At 37.2% G+C, this 19457-nt stretch carries 17 protein-coding genes; 8 read left to right on the forward strand and 9 right to left on the reverse strand.

The window, feature by feature from the left end:
• Nucleotides 1–114: 114 nt before the first annotated feature.
• The 4 genes from ACLI50_RS02420 (at nucleotide 115) to apaG (ending at nucleotide 5859) form a co-directional block, all read left to right on the forward strand.
• Nucleotides 115–1155: an SRPBCC domain-containing protein gene (locus ACLI50_RS02420; protein WP_343640496.1), complete on the forward strand. Its 1041-nt coding sequence runs from the start codon at nucleotides 115–117 to the stop codon at nucleotides 1153–1155.
• Nucleotides 1156–1280: 125 nt separating this feature from the next.
• On the forward strand, nucleotides 1281–4097 hold the full coding sequence (locus ACLI50_RS02425; RefSeq protein WP_062675058.1) for a 2-oxoglutarate dehydrogenase E1 component: 2817 nt from the start codon (nucleotides 1281–1283) through the stop codon (nucleotides 4095–4097).
• A 39-nt stretch (nucleotides 4098–4136) separates the two neighbouring features.
• On the forward strand, nucleotides 4137–5390 hold the full coding sequence (gene odhB / locus ACLI50_RS02430; RefSeq protein ID WP_241279676.1) for a 2-oxoglutarate dehydrogenase complex dihydrolipoyllysine-residue succinyltransferase: 1254 nt from the start codon (nucleotides 4137–4139) through the stop codon (nucleotides 5388–5390).
• A gap of 79 nt (nucleotides 5391–5469) precedes the next feature.
• Nucleotides 5470–5859 (forward strand): Co2+/Mg2+ efflux protein ApaG, encoded by a 390-nt coding sequence (gene apaG, locus ACLI50_RS02435; protein WP_062675055.1) that lies wholly within the window; start codon nucleotides 5470–5472, stop codon nucleotides 5857–5859.
• 67 nt (nucleotides 5860–5926) lie between these two features.
• Here apaG and ACLI50_RS02440 read toward each other — a convergent pair whose 3' ends face one another.
• The 3 genes from ACLI50_RS02440 to ACLI50_RS02450 form a co-directional block, all read right to left on the reverse strand.
• Nucleotides 5927–6481 carry a 3'-5' exonuclease gene (locus ACLI50_RS02440; RefSeq protein ID WP_411413077.1) on the reverse strand — a complete coding sequence of 185 codons (555 nt, stop codon included), beginning with the start codon at nucleotides 6479–6481 and terminating at the stop codon, nucleotides 5927–5929.
• 205 nt (nucleotides 6482–6686) lie between these two features.
• Nucleotides 6687–7664, reverse strand: a complete 978-nt coding sequence (locus ACLI50_RS02445) for a glycosyltransferase family 2 protein (RefSeq protein ID WP_411413078.1) — start codon at nucleotides 7662–7664, stop codon at nucleotides 6687–6689.
• A 6-nt stretch (nucleotides 7665–7670) separates the two neighbouring features.
• On the reverse strand, nucleotides 7671–8555 hold the full coding sequence (locus ACLI50_RS02450) for a lysophospholipid acyltransferase family protein (protein WP_202840717.1): 885 nt from the start codon (nucleotides 8553–8555) through the stop codon (nucleotides 7671–7673).
• 81 nt (nucleotides 8556–8636) lie between these two features.
• Here ACLI50_RS02450 and ACLI50_RS02455 point away from each other — a divergent pair, with 81 nt between their 5' ends.
• Nucleotides 8637–9209: a thioredoxin family protein gene (locus ACLI50_RS02455; protein WP_343643507.1), complete on the forward strand. Its 573-nt coding sequence runs from the start codon at nucleotides 8637–8639 to the stop codon at nucleotides 9207–9209.
• Between the two features lie 106 nt (nucleotides 9210–9315).
• Here ACLI50_RS02455 and ACLI50_RS02460 read toward each other — a convergent pair whose 3' ends face one another.
• Entirely contained in the window at nucleotides 9316–10677 is a 1362-nt protein-coding gene (locus ACLI50_RS02460; RefSeq protein ID WP_411413079.1) for an aldehyde dehydrogenase, read from the reverse strand.
• A gap of 190 nt (nucleotides 10678–10867) precedes the next feature.
• Between ACLI50_RS02460 and ACLI50_RS02465 the strand changes: the two genes are divergently transcribed.
• Together ACLI50_RS02465 and ACLI50_RS02470 are read left to right on the forward strand one after the other, a co-directional pair.
• The gene (locus ACLI50_RS02465; protein ID WP_411413080.1) at nucleotides 10868–12547 is read left to right on the forward strand and encodes a phage tail-like protein; all 1680 of its coding nucleotides are present in this window, start codon (nucleotides 10868–10870) and stop codon (nucleotides 12545–12547) included.
• Between the two features lie 17 nt (nucleotides 12548–12564).
• Nucleotides 12565–13074 carry a phage tail-like protein gene (locus ACLI50_RS02470; RefSeq protein WP_411413081.1) on the forward strand — a complete coding sequence of 170 codons (510 nt, stop codon included), beginning with the start codon at nucleotides 12565–12567 and terminating at the stop codon, nucleotides 13072–13074.
• Nucleotides 13075–13076: 2 nt separating this feature from the next.
• Here ACLI50_RS02470 and ACLI50_RS02475 read toward each other — a convergent pair whose 3' ends face one another.
• The 3 genes from ACLI50_RS02475 to ACLI50_RS02485 all read right to left on the reverse strand — a co-directional run bounded on the left by ACLI50_RS02475 (nucleotide 13077) and on the right by ACLI50_RS02485 (nucleotide 17316).
• Nucleotides 13077–14639: an MFS transporter gene (locus ACLI50_RS02475; protein WP_411413082.1), complete on the reverse strand. Its 1563-nt coding sequence runs from the start codon at nucleotides 14637–14639 to the stop codon at nucleotides 13077–13079.
• A gap of 290 nt (nucleotides 14640–14929) precedes the next feature.
• Nucleotides 14930–15976: an HlyD family secretion protein gene (locus ACLI50_RS02480; protein WP_411413083.1), complete on the reverse strand. Its 1047-nt coding sequence runs from the start codon at nucleotides 15974–15976 to the stop codon at nucleotides 14930–14932.
• 5 nt (nucleotides 15977–15981) lie between these two features.
• Nucleotides 15982–17316, reverse strand: a complete 1335-nt coding sequence (locus ACLI50_RS02485) for a TolC family protein (protein WP_411413084.1) — start codon at nucleotides 17314–17316, stop codon at nucleotides 15982–15984.
• Nucleotides 17317–17452: 136 nt separating this feature from the next.
• Between ACLI50_RS02485 and ACLI50_RS02490 the strand changes: the two genes are divergently transcribed.
• Entirely contained in the window at nucleotides 17453–18256 is an 804-nt protein-coding gene (locus tag ACLI50_RS02490; RefSeq protein WP_202840707.1) for a helix-turn-helix domain-containing protein, read from the forward strand.
• Between the two features lie 259 nt (nucleotides 18257–18515).
• Here ACLI50_RS02490 and rplI read toward each other — a convergent pair whose 3' ends face one another.
• The gene (gene rplI / locus ACLI50_RS02495) at nucleotides 18516–19028 is read right to left on the reverse strand and encodes a 50S ribosomal protein L9 (protein WP_411413085.1); all 513 of its coding nucleotides are present in this window, start codon (nucleotides 19026–19028) and stop codon (nucleotides 18516–18518) included.
• A 111-nt stretch (nucleotides 19029–19139) separates the two neighbouring features.
• Nucleotides 19140–19442, reverse strand: coding sequence for a 30S ribosomal protein S18 (gene rpsR, locus ACLI50_RS02500; protein ID WP_002979091.1), 303 nt, complete (start codon nucleotides 19440–19442; stop codon nucleotides 19140–19142).
• Nucleotides 19443–19457 lie beyond the last annotated feature (15 nt).

Genomic DNA, 19457 nt, shown 5'->3' on the forward strand with positions numbered 1-19457 from the left:
CTGTCAAATAATAACTTCCCGCTTCCCGCTTATAACAAGGTTAATTATTGTTAAACATATAATCAGAGTGATCAGCATATTGGTCACTCTTTATATTTGTATTATTTTTGTGCGATGCGTATTTTTAAAATCTTAGCGGTAATTATTATTCTTTTGGGAGGAGCTTATGCTGCTTCCATGTACTATTTTGTAGACGAAAGTAAAAACTTTACGATTGAAAAAGAGATCGATTATCCTGTAGATAAGGTTTTTGCTCAGTTTAATAATCTTCAGAATTTTACAAGATGGAATAACTTTTTTACCAGCTCACCATCCATAGATATTGATTATTATACGCCTTACGAAGGACAGGGAAGTGCCATCAGCTATGCGGATCCTAAAAATGATACTGATGGAGAAATGTTCATCAGATATGAGAACCTCAATAAAACGTTGAAATACCAGCTTTTTGAAGATAAAAACGAAAATCCGACATTGGTTGATGTTAAATTCAAACCAGTTTCTGCAGAAAAAACAAAAATTATCTGGTATGTTCACACCCCCAAATTAGCGGTCTGGAGAAGAGTGCAAAACTTCTGGACTGAAGACCGTTTTGCTGAAAATATCAACAAAAGTATGGTGAATCTTAAAAATTCTTTAGGAAATAAAGTAGAAAAAGATAACCAGATGGCGGCTATCAAATATGATAGTCTTATGGTGGAAAATGAAGAAGACAAACTTTTGTTGGGAATTAATGTAAGTACTTCAAACAAGAAAGATGCTCTTTACAAAAATATTGTCATGAATTATAATAAAGTCTATAATTTTGTGACGATGGATCTCGGGAAAAGAGACGATGAATTCGGGTACCCGATCCTGATTACTGACGCCGATAATTACAAAGACAAAGAGGTTTCTTATTTCCTCGGAATTCCACTTTCCAAGAAAATCGGAGTGTCTGATAATAATTTCAATTTCAGGTCCGTAAATCCGTCTCAAAATTATGTAATTTACTACAAAGGGAGCTACGAGGGGCGAATTCGGGCCATTCAGCAGCTCATTCAGAAAGCCAAAAAAGACGAGATGCGCTTCGGAGATATCCGTCAGACCTTTATTGAACGTCCTATGGAAGGTCAGGAGGTGAATGTTAAGCTCTCATTATCAGTGTATAAGTGATTTTTTTTTAATTTATTTTTTCTTAAGTTTTTTTAACGGTTTCAGACTGTTCTAACTCGGTTTTTTTTATTAAATTTGAAGATTAATTCTACAAATAAATTTTAATAAATAGATAAACTGTAATAATGGACAGATTTTCATTCCTAAACGCAGCTCATTCTCAATTAATTGAGGATTTATACCAACAGTACTTAAAATTCCCGGACTCTCTTGAACCATCATGGAAAGCTTTCTTTCAAGGCTTCGATTTTGCTTTGGAGAACTACGGAGATGACGATAACACTCAATTTATTCAGGCTTCAGCCAATGCTGCCCCGGCAGTTCAACAACAGATTTCTCAGGCAGTATCCAACGGAGAAGTTCCTGAGCATATCAAGAAAGAATTTAAAGTAGTAAACCTTATTGAGGCTTACAGAACGAGAGGACACCTTTTTACAAAGACTAACCCGGTTAGAGAAAGAAGACACTATACCCCTACTTTAGACATCGAAAACTTTGGACTTTCTAAAGAAGATTTAAATACAAAATTCAACTGTGCGGTTGAAACAGGAATGAAAGAGCCTGCTACGCTGGCAGACCTTATCAAGCACCTTGAAAACATCTACTGTGATTCTATCGGAGTAGAATACATGCACATCAACAACGTTGAAGAAAAAGATTTCATCAAAAGATGGCTTCAGGTAAATGAAAACCATCCAAGTCTTTCTGCCAACGAAAAAACAGAAATTTTATTAAAATTAAATCAGGCGGTAGCTTTTGAAAACTACCTTCACACAAAATTTGTAGGACAAAAAAGATTCTCGTTAGAAGGAGGTGAAACATTAATCCCTGCTTTAGATCAGCTGATCTCAAGATCTTCTCAGTTAGGAGTAGATGAAGTAGTATTAGGAATGGCTCACAGAGGTAGACTAAATGTTCTTACCAACATTTTCGGAAAATCTTACAAGCAGATCTTCTCAGAATTTGAAGGAAAAGAATTTGAAGAAGATGTATTCTCCGGTGACGTTAAATATCACTTAGGTTCTTCTAAAAAAATCAAAACTGCTTCAGGAGAAGAAGTTTGTATCAACCTTACGCCAAACCCGTCTCACCTTGAAACAGTAGCTGCTTTGGTAGAAGGTATCTGCCGTGCAAAAGTAGATGACAAATACAAAGACTATTCTAAAGTATTGCCAATCATCATCCACGGTGATGGAGCTATTGCCGGACAGGGTATTGCTTACGAAGTGGCTCAGATGATGACTTTGGAAGGATACAGAACTGGAGGAACAGTTCATATCGTTGTGAATAACCAGGTTTCATTTACAACGAACTATATGGATGCAAGATCTTCAACATATTGTACAGACATCGCAAAAGTTACAGAATCTCCTGTAATGCACGTAAATGCTGACGATGCTGAAGCGGTTGTTCATGCCATCCACTTTGCTGCTGACTTCAGAGCAAAATTTGGAAAAGATGTTTATATCGACCTTTTAGGATATAGAAAATATGGTCACAACGAAGGGGATGAGCCAAGATTTACTCAGCCTAACCTTTATAAAACCATTTCAAAACATCCGAATCCAAGAGAAATTTATAAAGATAAATTATTAAAAGACAGTGTTACTTCAAATGATGTAATTGCTAAAATGGAAACGGAATTCAAAGCTCTTCTGGATAAAGATTTTGACGCTTCTAAAGAGATTGAGAAAAACGTAATGGATGTGTTCATGGCTGAAGATTGGGTAAACTATCCAATTGGTAAAAGAGGAGCAGTTCAGTTACCGGTAGATACAAAATATGATTTAGCGAAGCTGAAAGAATTGGCGCTTAAAATGTCTACACTTCCGGCAGATAAAAAGTTCATCAATAAAATTACAAGACTTTTTGAAAACCGTATCAAAGCTATTGAGGCTAACTCATTAGACTGGGCGTTAGGAGAGTGGTTAGCTTATGCAACACTTCTTGTAGAAGGTCACAATGTAAGAATCTCCGGAGAAGATGTGGAAAGAGGTACATTCTCTCACAGACATGCTGTAGTAAAAACAGAAGATACAGAAGAAGAATACATCCCGTTAAGACACGTTTCTGAAAACAGATTTGATGTATTCAACTCTCACCTTTCAGAATATGGTGTACTTGGTTTCGACTACGGATATGCAATGGCTTCTCCAAATACATTAACCATCTGGGAAGCTCAGTTCGGAGATTTCGTGAACGGTGCTCAGATTATTGTTGACCAGTATTTGGCAGCTGCAGAAGAAAAATGGAAAATTCAGGACGGATTGGTGATGTTATTGCCTCACGGTTCAGAAGGACAGGGAGCAGAGCACTCTTCGGCAAGATTGGAGAGATTCCTTACCCTTTGTGCTAATGAAAACATGGTAGTAGCCAATATTACTTCACCTGCCAACTATTTCCACTTATTGAGAAGACAGTTGAAATGGGCGTTCAGAAAACCATTGATCGTAATGAGCCCTAAATCTCTGTTGAGACACCCTAAAGTGGTTTCTCCGCTTGAAGATTTTGCAAACGGTGCATTCCAGCCGGTATTAGATGATCCTGCTGCAGATCCTAAAAAAGTAGAGAAATTAGTTCTTTGTTCAGGTAAACTGTACTTCGAATTATTAGCGAAGAAAGAAGAACTGAACTGTGAAAACATTGCATTAGTAAGATTCGAGCAGTTATATCCGCTTCAGACAGATGCTATTGAAGCGATCTTCAACAAATATGAAAACAGAAAACAACTGGTGTGGGCTCAGGAAGAACCTGAAAACATGGGGGCATGGTCTTATATCCTGAGAAACTTCAGAGATACAGGAATTCAGGTAGTTGCTCCGGTACCAAGCGGTGCTCCGGCTCCGGGTAGCCACAAAATGTTTGAGAAAAACCAAAATGCAGTGATCAACAGAGTTTTCGACAGAGATGATGCTCCTGCAAAAAGACCAGTAACAGCTTAATTTAAATAATAATCAATTAAAAAATAAAAAATACTCGATATGTCAGTTTTAGAAATGAAAGTTCCTTCACCGGGCGAATCAATTACAGAAGTTGAAATTGCAACTTGGCTTGTAAAAGATGGTGATTATGTAGAAAAAGATCAACCTATCGCCGAAGTGGATTCAGATAAAGCAACTCTTGAATTGCCTGCAGAACAAAGTGGTGTTATCACTTTAAAAGCAGAAGAAGGTGATGTGGTACAAGTAGGTCAGGTAGTTTGTTTAATTGATATGGATGCTAAAAAGCCGGAAGGTGCTGCACCTGCTGCTGAGGCTCCAAAACAGGAAGAGGCTCCGAAAGCTGCTGAACCTGCTAAACAGGAAGCTCCAAAACCTGCTACTCCGGTAGCTGCGCCACAAACTTATGCAACAGGAGCTCCATCTCCGGCTGCTAAGAAAATCCTTGACGAAAAAGGAATGGATGCTGCACAGGTTTCAGGAACAGGAAGAGACGGAAGAATTACTAAAACTGATGCTGAATTAGCAGCAGTACCTGCATTAGGAGGAAGCCCTCTTACTGCAACAGGTTCAAGATCTACTACAACGACTAAACTTTCAGTTTTAAGAAGAAAAATCGCTCAGAGATTAGTTTCTGTGAAGAATGAAACAGCGATGTTAACTACTTTCAACGAAGTTGACATGTCTGAAATCTTCAGATTGAGAAAACTATATAAAGAAGAATTTGCTCAGAAACACGGAGTGGGACTTGGTTTCATGTCTTTCTTCACAAAGGCTGTTACAAGAGCATTACAAATGTATCCTGATGTAAACGCATCTATCGATGGTGATTTCAAAGTAAACTATGATTTCTGCGATATTTCAATTGCGGTTTCAGGTCCTAAAGGATTAATGGTTCCTGTATTGAGAAATGCAGAAAACATGTCTTTCAGCGCTGTTGAAGCAAACATCAAAGATCTTGCTACTAAAGTAAGAGATGGTAAAATTACAGTTGACGAAATGACTGGTGGTACTTTCACCATTACAAACGGTGGTACTTTCGGATCTATGATGTCTACACCAATCATCAACCCTCCGCAATCTGCAATCTTAGGAATGCACAACATCATCCAGAGACCGGTTGCTGTTGACGGACAGGTAGTAATCAGACCAATGATGTATGTAGCCATGTCTTATGACCACAGAATTATCGATGGTAAAGAATCTGTAGGATTCCTTGTAGCGGTAAAAGAAGGTATCGACAACCCTGTTGAAATTCTAATGGGTGGTGACGAAAGAAAAGGCCTTGGATTATAGTTTTTAATAAAATTATAACATAATATATGATCTCGCCTTAAAAAAGGCGAGATTTTTGTATTTATTAAGAAAATACTACATGATGTTTTCAAAAATGACTTCCAATATCAAAGTTTCAGTAATACCTGAATATGATAGTAAAAACAGTTATCCATCCGAAAACCGTTACGTTTTTAAATACAATATCACGATAGAAAATGACGGAAGCTTTCCTATCAAAGTATTGAAAAGAAAATGGTTGATTTTTGATGTCGGATTCGGGTACACAGAAATTATAGGCGACGGAGTGATCGGATTGACTCCCGAGATAGGAACCAATGAAAATTTTGCTTATTTTTCCAATGTGATGCTTCGTTCCGGAGTAGGGAATATGAGCGGAAAATACTTGGTTAAAAACATGGAGACACAGGAAACTTTTGAAATTGATATTCCAAAATTCAATCTGCTGTCTGAAGTGTTGAGTAATTAATGATAGATGTTCTGTACCAAGTACAGGTTTTTACAAAGGAACCCGGGTTTCGTTTGTTTTTAAATGACTAAAGCTTTTTAATTTTTGCTTTCATATACTCATTTACTTCATCATTACTGGTGAGGAAGAGTTTTTCAAATGCCAGTAGAGATATTTTGGCACATACCTCCGCATCAGCTCCTGCTCTGTGATGGGTAAAATCAATTTGATGATATTCTGCTAATGGCTTCAGTCCATATTTAGGAAGATAATTCCATGATTTTTTGGCAAGCTGAATACTGCAAAGATAGTTCAGGTTAGGAGTAAACATTCCGTAATGCTGCAGGCATCCCCTTAAAACAGAGGCGTCAAACCCTGCATTATGAGCAATCATAAGACTTCCGTACATCATATCCTGAGCTTCATTCCATATTTCATCAAAGGTAGGGGCATCTTTTACATCCTCCGGCTGAATTCCATGCACCGCAACGTTAAATTTACTGAAATAGGGAAAACTTGGAGGTTTGATCAGCCAGGTCTTTGTTTCTACAATTTTAGAATCCTGTACGATACAAATCCCCATCTCACACGCTGAACTTTTCTCGTGTGTTGCCGTTTCAAAATCTATTGCACAAAAATCCATTGTCTTAAAATTATAATTTATTGCGGGGTTGTCTTTTGTTGCTGGTTCTCTGGTTTAAGGTTCAAAGTTTAAAGTTTAAAGTTTAAGGTTAATTAAAGTTATAAATTTTTACTCTAATAAATCCTTAGTTCACAATAGGTAAGAAAGTCGTAATTTTTAATCAATTCCTAATCCCTAATTCCTATTACCTGCAACCTATAACCTCTCATCTGCCACCTAAAAAATGCTTAAAAATCAGCCATTTTGATTGATAAAAAACCTTCTTCTGATGGCTTTGACGAAGTTTCCAAGTTCCCGGAATGTGACTATAAAACGCAAAGTGTGCTCTCAATACAGCCCACATATGGGAAATGCCATACTTAATTCCAAAATATACTCCGGCAATACCATCTAAACATAATCTGAAAAAAATCACCCAGATTACCTGTGAAAAGGGAAGATTTTTAAGCAGCATAGAAAGATTGTTTCTCATATTTAAATAAGTCTTCTGTGCACTCTGCTTGTTGAGTGTTCCACCACCTACATGATAAACTTTGGATTTTCCTGTATAATAAATCTTTTTCCCCGAATTGATAAGCCTCCAGCAAAGGTCAATTTCTTCCTGATGGGCAAAAAATCTGGCATCAAAACCATTCTGCTCCCAAAAATCTTTTGAACGGATAAAAAAGCAGCATCCTGATGCCCAGAAGATCTCCGTTTCGTCATTATACTGGCCTTTATCTTCTTCCAGGTCATCGAAAACCCTTCCCCTGCAATATGGATATCCAAGGTTGTCAATCAATCCGCCGGCAGCTCCGGCAAATTCGAAATAACTTCTGTTATGAAAAGATAAAATTTTGGGCTGTACTGCGGATATAGCTGGATTGTTTTCTAACAATTCCAACACAGGTTCTGTCCAGTTCTCAGTAACTTCTACGTCGGAATTGAGAAGACAGTAATATTCATGTCTGATGGATTTCAGTCCTTCATTATAGCCGCCTGCAAACCCATAGTTCTTATCATTTTTAATAATATGTACTGTGGGAAAATTCTTTTGTAGAAACTCAACAGAATCATCCGTAGAAAGATTGTCTATCACATAGATGTCCGCATTCTGAGAAAATTGAACTACACCCGGAAGAAATTTCTCAAGCCAGTTTCTGCCATTCCAGTTTAAGATGGCAATTGCCAGTTTTTTCTGCATGTCAACCTATTTTTTTTCGGAATCAAAATTTTTGATAGAGTCCTGATATTTCCATTTTCTATGTGACCAAAGGTAGTTGTCAGGATGTTTATGTAAAGTGTTTTCCAGTAATTTATGAAATTTTCTCACGACCTCATTTTCTGTAAACTTTTCACCATCCGGATATATTCTGTGATAATTAACCTGATAATAACCCCGTTTTACCTTTTTCATTTCACAATAGATGAACACAAGGTCCATTCTTGTGGCAAGCCTGTCATAGCCTATAAAAGCAGGAGTACGTTGATTTAGAAATTCTAATCCGTAAGTGACATGAGCGTGGTGAGGCGTTTGGTCAGCGACAAACATATACGCTGAGTCACCGTTGTTTTTAGATCTGAAAATATTCAGAATAACCTCATTGGCTTCCAATGCTTCGTTTCCAAATTTGTTCCGGACTTTCTTCATCTGATTTTCCCAGAAATCACTGTTTACTTTTCTGTAAACGGGATGGCAGTGTGCCTGAGGAATAATTCTTGCCAGTGCATTGATCCATTCCCAATTGAAAACATGACCTGCCAAAAGAATAATATTTTTACCTTCTTCTTTAGCTTCGTGAAATAAATGCTGATTGATGTGCTGCATTCTCACTCTGGATTCTGTTTCAGAAATGCTGAAAGATTTAATCGTTTCTACCAGATAATCTGAAAAATTAAGGTAGAATTTCTTTCGGATCTTTTTAATTTCTTCTTCAGATTTATCCGGAAAAGAGTTTCTAAGGTTTTGAGTAATAACCTCTTTTCTGTATCCCACAATATAATAATTCAGGAAGAAGATAACATCCGAAAAAACATAGAGTATTTTCAGCGGAAGCTTTGAGATCAGGAATAATATTTTGATTAGAAAATTCATAAAACACGCAAATTTAGTGATAATAAAATTATGGTTCTATTTTTGCTGAGGGATATATGTTATTTTTTTTACTTTTATATTATGAAAAAATTGATAATATTCGCTTCTCTGGGATTAAGTGCTTTTGCTTTTTCACAAGAAGTAAAGAATTCGCCTGATAACGGAAAACAAAAAACAGCTCTTATAGTGCCTGCAGAACAGGCAAAATTAGAGGCTCAGAAAAAGGCAGCTGAAGAAAAGGCTAAGCTTCCTAAACCTTATGACCCAAAAGCAGATGCTCAGGCTGATATTAATAAACTGATTGCTCAAGCTAAGAAAGAAGGAAAGAATGTGATGATCCAGGCTGGTGGAAACTGGTGTATCTGGTGTCTTCGTTTTAATAATTACGTACAGACTACTCCTGAACTGAAGGAATTAGTAGATAAGAATTATGTATACTACCATCTGAACTTTTCTCCGGACAATAAGAATGAAAAGGTTTTTGCCCAGTATGGAAATCCGGGTGAAAAATTTGGTTATCCGGTTTTTATCGTTTTGGATAAGGATGGGAAAATGATTAAGGTTCAGCAAAGTGATGTTCTGGAAGAAGGAAAAGGGTACAGTAAAGAAAAAGTAAAAGAATTCTTTACTACCTGGGCCCCAAAGAAAGGATAAAAATATAAAACTGCTTCAGAAATGAGGCAGTTTTTATTTTTGTGCATTGATTTATAGATATGTTATAATACAAATAGTTAAATCTGTACAAATATAACCTTCAGCATTACATTAATTTCTTTATCCAGCTTAATTTTTTCTCTGAATAAGGCGGATATTTGATATTCGGTTCTCCCCAGGTTGCTTTTTCAAGAACTGCTTTTGGGTGTGAAAAGGTTTCGAAACCATATTTTCCATGATAATTCCCAATTCCTGAATTGCCTACGCCTCCAAAAGGAAGATGATCATTACTTAAATGCATCACTGTATCATTGATACAGCCTCCTCCAAACGACAATTTACGGGTGAAATTCTCCTTTTCTTCAGAATCACTGGTGAAAAGATAAGCGGCCAGCGGTTTTTCGAGTTCTAAAATGGAGTTGAGTGCTGCATTATAATTTTTAAAACTGATGACTGGCAGGATAGGTCCAAAAATCTCTTCCTGCATAATGTCATCATTCCAGTCTATATGATTCAGAATAGTGGGTTCTATATAGAGTTTTTCTTCATCAAAATTTCCTCCTGAATAGATTTTTTCTTTATTGATAAGATGTATAAGGCGCTGAAAATTCCTTTGGTTGATAATTCTTGTGTATTGTTCAGAATTCTGATCATATTGAAACTCTTTGATATATTTTCTTAACATCTCAAGAAACTGTTCCTGAATAGTTTCTTCCACTAACAGATAATCTGGAGCTACACACGTTTGTCCGGCATTGAGGAATTTTCCCCACACAATTCTTTTGGCAGCCATTTCGAGATTGGCATTTTTTGTAACAATAGCCGGAGATTTTCCACCCAGTTCCAGGGTTACAGGAGTTAGGTGCTCTGCAGCTGCCTTGTAAACAATCTTTCCGACTTTCGTGCTTCCGGTAAAGAATATTTTATCAAACCTTAGTTTTAAAAGAGCTGTGGTTTCATCAATACCACCTTCATACACATACAGATATTCAGGCGGAAAGTTTTCATTGATGATTGCTGCCATTGCTTTCATTGTATTCTCTGCTATTTCACTAGGCTTCAGAATACAGCAGTTTCCGGCAGCCATTGCCGCAATAATGGGAGAAAGTGACAGCTGATAAGGATAATTCCACGCTCCGATGACGAGTACACAGCCAAGCGGGTCAGCATAAATTTTACTGCTTCCCAGTTGGTTGACAAGATTGGTTCTGACTTTTTTAGGCTTTGAAAGGGATTTTAAGTTCTTAAGATAATAATTGATATCATTCAGAATAAAAGACAATTCGGTGGTGAAGGTATCAAATTTTGATTTTCCAAAATCCTTGTTAATAGCCTCATACAGCATATTCTCATGAGAAATAATAAGGTTTTTAAGCTTTTCAAGATACATTTTCCGGAAAGCAAGGCTTTTGGTTTGCTGTGTTTTGAAAAAATCTCTTTGCTTCAGTAGAATACTCTCAATTTCCATCGGTGACTTTTATATTATTAAACGTTCTTATTTTCTGGATCGTATAGGTTGGAAATTTATTAATAATAATTAAATATTGATCTAAATAAAATCATTTTATATTATTTTTTAATTAACATAATGATAAATATTATAAAATTCATTATTTGGTGATAAAAATTTTGTAGTTTTATTTATATAAAATGTAAGGATGAGAAAATTACTCTATTTATTCCCTTTATTCTTTTATTATCTCAGTTACGCACAATGTACAGGCTGCGATGTTCAAAACCCTACCGACCCCAATTATCATTTTCCTGATAATACAACGGTCTGCTTTACTTCCGATATGACATTCAATAATCCAACGTTCGGGACAAATGCTAAGATTTGCATTGCTTCCGGTGTTACCTTGCAGTTTCAGAATAGTATAAGCGGAGCGGGCAATGCACCTGTAAGCCTTGAAGTGCATGGAACACTCAATTTTAATCAGACCATAACGAGTGTTGCCAATCTCAATGTTCATGTTTACGATACCGGGAATATAACAGTAGGAGGAGGGAATGGAAATCTCACCATAGACGGACAGATCAATGAAATTGTCAATGAGGGGCTTATAGAAATGGGAGTTTTGCAATTAGGTAATAATTCCAACAATAAGATTGATAATTTTGGAAATCTGAATATTAACGGAAACCTGAATATGAGCAGTTCTGCTACCACTTTATTCAGGAACGAAGGGGGCGGATTGATATTTATCGGCGGTAACTACGGGAATAACGAACAGAGTGTGTATGTCAATTGTGGAACCATTATCTCTCAGAACGGATTTAATATTAATGGCGGTAAAATTATCAATACTGGAATTTTTACAGTTGGAGGAGATATTAATTTGTCCGGAAGCAGCAGCGAAATTTATAATTTTGGACTTTTTACTTCCACGGGAAATATGAATAATGCCCCTGCTGATGCGGTTATTTATAATGAAGGAGAACTGGCGCTGAACCAGTATCAGGGAGGGAATGCTGCCATTCAGGGACCTTCTTCACCTACAAAAAAAGGATATATAGTGTTGCAAAATCCTATTCAGGTGGGAAATGTTGCTGTAGGGCCCAATCTTGATTTCAGAAGAACAACAGGTGTTTCTGATCCAGGCACGGTTTTCATGAACAGTAATCCAACCTTTCTGACGAATGTTACCTATGATTGCGCTTCTACCAACAGCTGTAGTGCGCCTTTGATCATTAATCCCGGATTTTGTCCTGCCATTAATGGAGATTTTCCCCCGATGGCGGTAGATGATACCTATACTATTGCTGCAGGAGGATCTTCTGTGGGAATTGTACTGGATAACGACTTTGAAACGTATGGCGGAGCACAGGCAACCCTTTCCAATGTTATTTTATCTCAGGTATCCACCTCAAATCCCAATATTTCATTGAATACTACGGATGGACATATTCTGGTAGCTCCGGGAACTCCTCCAGGCAATTATACTTTAGTCTATCAGATCTGTCAGACAGCTTCTCCGTCAAATTGTGACACGGCAACGGTAACTGTTACGATTCAGGGGACTGTACCTTGTTATAAACCTGCAGCTACAGCGGGAACTGTTCTTACTCCGGATTTTGGAATCACTTCATTAAGCAGGGCAGATAAAGGAGGAAACAACTGGCCGGGTGTACGAAAAGGTGCGTGGGCTGTACTGGAATCAAAAAATAAAGGCTTTGTTCTTAACAGGCTTACCGATGCTCAGGTAGCAGCCATTCCACAGGCAGATCTTAAAGAAGGAATGATGGTTTACAATACCACACAAAATTGTCTGCAGGTTAATATTGACGGAACAGCTGCGGGCTGGAAATGTTTCAATACCCAAACCTGCCCGGATTAACCAAAAACTGAATCGTTATGAAAAAAATAGTCTTAATCATTATAATAACAGCCTCCGGAATTTTGAATGCACAGGTTGCTTTAGGGAAAACTGTTTTAGAATCAGCTTCATCATCTATTGAATTCGGGAGTGAGAACCGCGGGATTGTTCTTCCCTGGGTAACTAATACCTCGGGCATTCAGAATCCTGAGAATGGTACTCTGGTTTTTGATATTTCGGATATGAAGGTGAAAGTGTATCAGAATAACCTTTGGAAAGATCTTTCGGTAGATACAACAGGTACTGCGGATACAAGTCTGCAGGATAGTCTGGCAGATCAGCCTGATGCAAAAGTTTCCGTAGGAACACCATCTTCCGTTTCAGGAATTCTGGTGCTCGAGGATAATAATAAAGCCATGATTTTACCGAAAGTAGCTTCTCCTCATCTCAATATTATTTCTCCTGCAGCCGGCATGATGGTTTATGATACCCAGAAAAAGCAATTAGCAGTTTTCAATGGAACTGTGTGGTCTTTTTGGGGCGAGTAATTCTACATAATATTTCGTACCGCTATTTTTACAGGATGATACAACAGCAGCCCAATTGCAGTAATAAGAGCCAGCCAGAACAGACCCGTGAAAATTTCCATATTGGAAAGTAGAATTGACTGAGCTGTTATTTTAGCTTTAAAAGCACCGGCTGTCATGGATAAAGAATCGTTAACCGGTAGTTTGGAAATATTGGCTCCAAAGATTTGACTCCACTGATTATAGAAGACAGGATTCGTATCTGTGAGATTAGCGCTAAGACTGTCGGAATGTTTTAGTGTTAAAAATAACATCAGATTTTGCATCAAAGCATAACCGATAGCGGTTGTCCAGAAACGGGTGGTTGTTCCCAGCGCAGTAGCATTGGATACATATTCTTCCGGAGTTCCTGAAATCAGAAAGAAAACAAGCGGTGTAAATAAGAATCCCTGAGCAACACCCTGCAGAAATAAGGGAGGACAGATGGTAGAAAGGGTAGTGTCAGGATAAAAAGTATAGGTAAACCATGCACAATCTATGGCCAGTAAAAGAAATCCGGTGAAGAAAACAATCCTTGAGGAAATTCCCCTAACCAGACAGATTCCTGACAACAAAATACCCAGAAGAGTTCCTGCTACATTCCAGTACTGGATGTTCACAATATAATCCCAGGGCCATTTCCATACGGTAGCCATGATGCTGTAGACATTATTCAACCCGGAACGGATCAGATAAAAAATGAAAAACAGGATCATTCCCACAATGACATTTTTGGAACTGAAAACTTCGAAATGGAACAACGGTCTCTTGGAATTTCTTTGTTTCAACATAAATAAGCCTCCGGAAAGAAGAAATATAAACAGACACATGATAATGGTATCAGACTCGAACCACATCAGTCTTTTACCATAAATAATGGCATAGCCGCCAGCCTGCAGGCATACCCAAAGAAGAAACCAGCTTGTAATATCCAATTGATACAAAGGTTTTTTAGGAAAAAACCGGTTTCTGTTGAACAGAGCAATACCGATGATCAATACAAACACATGGAAGTAGACCATCATCAGAACCATATGTTGGAAATCATAATCTTCAATACTTGATTTTAACAGGGAAGTCGTAATAGTTCCTCCGGTCAGCATAATCGTATACATAAAAAGATATGCTAAGACTTTGGCGTGCTTTGTTTTTAATTCTGCGATAATTAAAGGCAGGAAAATAGCACCTTCCAACAAACCGAAAATTCCTTCCAAAAACCGGATCACCAATATAACATGATAATCATTGGTGACTGATAAAATATAAAGAATAATCACGGAAATGGAAGCCATCAGCAAAACATAGTATTTCACGCTGAAATAGGCCATAAACCTCTGTAATACTAAAAGGGTAACCACAAATGTCCCGTACATCAAAATCATTAAATACTGGATGTCATCTGAATCTACATCCATAAAAGAAGATGTGAAGGCGCTGTTAGAATGTAAAAGCGACAACAACATCAGGTGGGGAAACAATGCCAGTATAAGAAGAGGCAGTTTCAGCCATTGTGGTACCCATTTATGATAAACTGAATTGTGCTGCATAATTTTTAGAAGCATTAAGCTAAAAAACAAAATAGCAAATTGCTATTGAGTTGTGTTTGAAAAACGCGAAAAGACAAAGGGCAAAAGGGTGTAAAAGTAAAAGGTAAAACGGCAAATATGCTTGAAGAAAAAATTGGCAGATTTGCTATTTTGCGGTTTGCCTTTTCGCTAAAAAAATAATTTAATTTGAAAATTTGAAATTGGGAGAATTTGAAAATTAAATTAAACCGAATATTTTATACACTAATACTCTAATACTCTAATACTCTCAAACACTCCCACTCTCAAACTTAAATCTTCTTCGCGCTCACCAGAACATTCATTCCGGAAAGCAGCTTTTCATTGTTTTTGTTATTATCCAGAATAATTTTTACAGGAAATCTTTGTTCTATTTTCACAAAATTTCCGGTGGCATTATCCGGTTTTACCAAAGAAAACTGAGAACCTGATGCAGGAGAAACGGAAAGAATTTTCCCTTTAAACTCAACATCGGGATAAGCATCCGCAGTAATAATTACTTCCTTGCTCTGATCAATCTGCCCAAGCTGTGTTTCTTTGTAATTGGCAATGATCCATTTCTCTTTGCTGACAATCTGTACCAAGGCCTGGCCTTCTTTAATCAATTGCCCTTCCTGAATGGTCTTCTTTCCGACCCATCCGTCATAAGGAGCCATAATTACGGTATAAGAAAGATAAAGCTTCGCATTGTTAAGACTGGCAGAACTCTGCTGGATCTGGCTTTTTACAGGGGCAACTTTCGTTTGTTGTTCGTTCGCTCCTGCTTTTACGGCATTTTTCTGCTGTTCCAATGCTAAAAGATTGGCTTTTGATTGTTCATAAGAAGCTTTTACATTCTCAAATTCCTGTTCGGTAGCAGCATCTTCTGCCAAAAGGTTTTTATATCTTTTAAAATCCTGTTCCGTTCTCCAGATATCAATTTTTGCAGAGGCAATTTTAGCATCAATAATCTTTGTATCACTTTCTTTGGTGCTGACACCGCTTTCAATAGTGCTGATGGTTGCTGTATTGGCATGAAGATTCGCTTCAGCCATGTGTACCTGATTCACAAACTCTCTGTTGTCGATGACAATTAAAGTGTCGCCTTTATGTACAAACTGATTTTCGTTAAACCGTATCGTTTTGATGAAACCTGATACCTTGCTGGATACAGGCGTAATATATTGCTCGATCTGTGCATCATTCGTTGTCACATTCTTTCTCGAAAAAAGATAAAAACTGATCATTCCCGTGATTCCGCTGATGATCAGAATCCAGGCCAGTAAAGTAATGGACTTGTTGATTCTTTTTTCCTTTTGTGTCAATTGTTTCTGTGCCATAGTTTTTATAAGTTTCCAATCGTATATTGGAGTTGGTAATATTTAAGTTGTCTGTTGATTTTAACGGAAATAAGATTAGATTCAGCTTCCAGATAAGCATTGTCTGCGTCTATCAGTTCAGTGATGAGACTTAGCTTATTGGCATATTTTGTTCTTACAATGCGGTAGTTTTCCTTAGCCTGGTTAATCGCTTCTTCAGCAATTTTTACCTTCTGGTCTGTCTCTTCAAACTTTTTATAAGCCTCATAAACATTGTGTCTTACATTTTCCTCATTTTCTTCAATCTGAAGTTTGGCAAGATCAATATTTTCCCGTGCTTCCTGCATTCTGTATTTATTTTTGTACAGATTCTCGATAGGATAGGTAAGATTTACCCCCACCATTCCCAACCGATACGCATAAGGTTCCGGAGGGAAAAACATCATGTTCGGATACTTTAGGAAATATTCTCCGCCAGCGGTAATTTTGGGTAAATAATTCGCTTTGGTAATCTTTTGATCCAATTCTTTAAGGGAAAGATTTTTATGGGTGATTTCAACAGACTCATTTTTGTTTAAAGCTGTTTCTGTAAGCTCATCAACATAAGGAATGGCAGCATTGTCTGAAATAAGATCTCCTGTATTGACGTGCATTTCCTGATTTTCCGGAAGCGAAAGAATCGTTTTCAGTTTGTGCTCTGCAATCTGAATATCGTTATCCAGTTCCGTCCAGCTCATTTTATGATTGGAAAGTTGTAAAGAAGTTCTTAAGACTTCATTGACCGTTACAACACCATTAGCTTTCAATGCTTTTACCTGCTTGATATTGACGGAATCTTCCTTCATTTTATCATTAATAAGACTCTGCTGCTCTTTTAAATGATGGATCTGTAGAAAAGCCGTAATGATGGTCATTTTAAGCTGTCTCTCATCGAGATGGGTTTTTAAAGCAGAAATTTCAGTGTCAATAGCCGCTTTCCTTTCTGTATTTTTGATTTTCCCTCCCATATAAACCGGGATCGATGCTGATAATGTAAAATCATACATTCCATTGATTACATCATACTTGGTGGCTTTATTAAATACACCATTCTGATGCTGGAAAAGGTTGGTTACCTGATTATAGCTTGTATGAAATTCAATGTCCGGGAGTTTCTCCATCTTGAGATCTTTCTCTTTGGTCACGGACATTTCCTGTTTCAGATGACTGATCTGTATGTTTTTGTTGTTTTTCAAACCAATCTCTACAGCTTGCTGTAGGCCGAGATGCTGGTAATCGATCATCTGTGAATGTAAAAAACTGCTCAATAATAAGCACAACGCAATGCACATATACCGGCATGCGTTCAATATGATATTCATAAATTAATTAAAGGATTTTTGCTAAAATGATTTTGATGCAGCAAAGTTACGATGAGATGCTACAGACCCTATTTGTGAAAACAGAAAAATATTTGCTCATTTACGCCAATTTAAAAATTCTTCTTACCTTTAGAGTATGAACGACAGCCATTTTAAAGCGGTAGAAGAAGATGATGCCGAATTTTACATCTATCATGTGCTCACAGGAAATGTTACCACAGAGATTCATTATCACAGTTCAGCACAATTAGTCTATGCAGAAGGCGGTATTGTGCATGTTTTCACGGATCAGAAACACTGGTATCTTCCTGCCAGATGCTTTATGTGGATTCCTGCCGGTACACCGCATTATATTTTTTCAACCAGCCCCAAGGTTGATTTGTATAACTTTTATTTTAAGAAAGAAGAAAATGAAAGTGGCTTTTTTGATGAAATCAATATTTATTCTGTCAATAATCTCCTTCGTGAGATGATTTTCTTTACTAAAGACTGGGATGGGAAAATCACAAAAAATGATACCTCAAAATATTATTTTCTCAAAGCTCTTAAAGGAGTTTTACAGGAAAAGAAACATAAACATCTGGCATTTCCGATACAGCATCCTTTCCCAAAAGATGAAACATTGCTGAAGATTGCAAGATATATTCATGCTAACCTTGAGAAACCCCTCACGATTGAATCTACGGCAAAAGAATTCGGAATGAGTACAAGAACCCTTTCCAGGAAATTTAAAGAGATTCTGGGCATGAATTACGTTCGCTTTCTGAGAGCGTTGAGAATTACCCGTTCCCTTGAGCTGATGCTGGAAGGAAAATACAATATGTATGAGATTGCCATGATGGTTGGGTACAACAGCCTCTCGTCTTTCAGTAATATCTTCAAAAAGGTAATCGGAATGGCACCTACGGAGTATCAACATAAATTGAGAGGGGATAAGTAGTGAGTGGGAGTGTTTGAGTTTCGTGATTCGGGTTACGGGGCAGCGGGTTTTATAATGCTGGATAATATCTCTACAGATTTTCTTTTGAGCTAAATAAGGCAAAGAAAAAGCTATTTAGCGAGTAATAACAGTTAAGATTTCCTACATTCCCCTTCTCTGAAGGGTGGATTTTGCAAAGCAGAAAGACGGGGTAGTTCAATAAAAAACCACCTCAATAAATTGAAGTGGTCTTGTATTGTGAGAAATTCTCAGTTGCTTATTAAGCTTCTTCAGTTTTAGCTTCTTCAGTTTTAGCTTCTTCTTTTTTAGGAGCTGCTTCCACTGGAGCATCAGATACGATATCAAACTCGTAGTTGTACTCAACATTTCTGTGAAGTCTGATAAGAGCTGCGAATTTACCAGTTCTCTTGATCGTGTTACCAGGAATCTTGATGTATTTTTTCTCTACAGAAACACCAGCTTTTTCTAAAGCAGCAGATAGATCAGCATTGTTGATAGATCCGAATAATTTGTCACCAGCACCTACTTTTGCAGGGATCGTGATAGAAGTTTTCTTCAATTGCTCAACTACAGCGTTAGCAGCAGCGATTAATTTAGCTTCTTCTTCTTTTCTAGCTTCTAATGTAGCTTCTAAAGCAGCTTTGTTTTTAGGTGTAGCTAAAAGAGCAATTCCTTGAGGAATTAAGAAGTTTCTAGCATAACCTGGCTTTACGTTTACTGTATCAAACTCAAGTCCTAAGTTTTCTACGTCTTTTTTTAGGATAATTTCCATTGTTGTTGTCCTTTTTTAGATTTTAGTTTTATATCTAAAATCAAGTTAGAATTAATGATGTATTCAGCAACAAAAGAAGAGGAAAAACCTCTTCTCTTATTTATTTTTGTCTTATTTCAATAAGTCAGCTACGTATGGTAGTAATGCAAGGTGTCTTGCTCTTTTGATAGCAGCAGAAACTTTTCTTTGGTATTTTAAAGAAGTTCCGGTGTATCTTCTTGGTAAAATTTTACCTTGCTCGTTTACAAACTGTAATAAGAAATCAGCATCTTTGTAATCAACGTGCTTAATTCCGTATTTTTTGAATCTACAATATTTCTTTTCAGATTTTGTATTGATATCAAGCGGAGTAAGGAATTTTACTTCTGATTCTCCTCCAGCTGAGGCTTGTTTAGCCATTTCATCTATTGCCATGTCTTGTCTTTTTTA

It is taken from the genome of Chryseobacterium cupriresistens (assembly GCF_046614675.1).
Lineage (GTDB): Bacteria > Bacteroidota > Bacteroidia > Flavobacteriales > Weeksellaceae > Chryseobacterium > Chryseobacterium cupriresistens.